Origin of the sequence: Shewanella sp. CAL98-MNA-CIBAN-0140, assembly GCF_040309905.1 — a bacterium.
Lineage (GTDB): Bacteria > Pseudomonadota > Gammaproteobacteria > Enterobacterales > Shewanellaceae > Shewanella > Shewanella psychromarinicola.
The window spans coordinates 1-259 of sequence record NZ_JBEOPI010000212.1; the positions used below are offsets into that span (position 1 = coordinate 1).

Genomic DNA, 259 nt, shown 5'->3' on the forward strand with positions numbered 1-259 from the left:
GTATTGGCTTACAAATGGGTGAGCAACTTAAGTCTAATCCTTTTGAAGGCTTAAACCTAAATTCAGTATTTGAAGGCATGAAAGATGCGTACGCTGGTAGCGCATTTCAAGTTGAGATCCCTGAGATCCAAGCTGCATTTGAAAAAATCAACGAAGAGATTCAAGCTCGTCGTGAAGAAGAGTCTAAAGTACTTTCTGCAGAAGGTATTTCATTCTTAGAAGAAAACGCAAAACGTCCTGAAATCACAGTAACTGAGTC

General features: G+C 39.4%; 1 protein-coding gene. It reads left to right on the forward strand.

What is annotated here, in order from left to right; all coding sequences use genetic code 11:
- Positions 1–2: 2 nt before the first annotated feature.
- The coding region (locus tag AAEY93_RS20800) for an FKBP-type peptidyl-prolyl cis-trans isomerase N-terminal domain-containing protein (protein WP_351079589.1) at positions 3–259 on the forward strand (257 nt) is incomplete at its 3' end.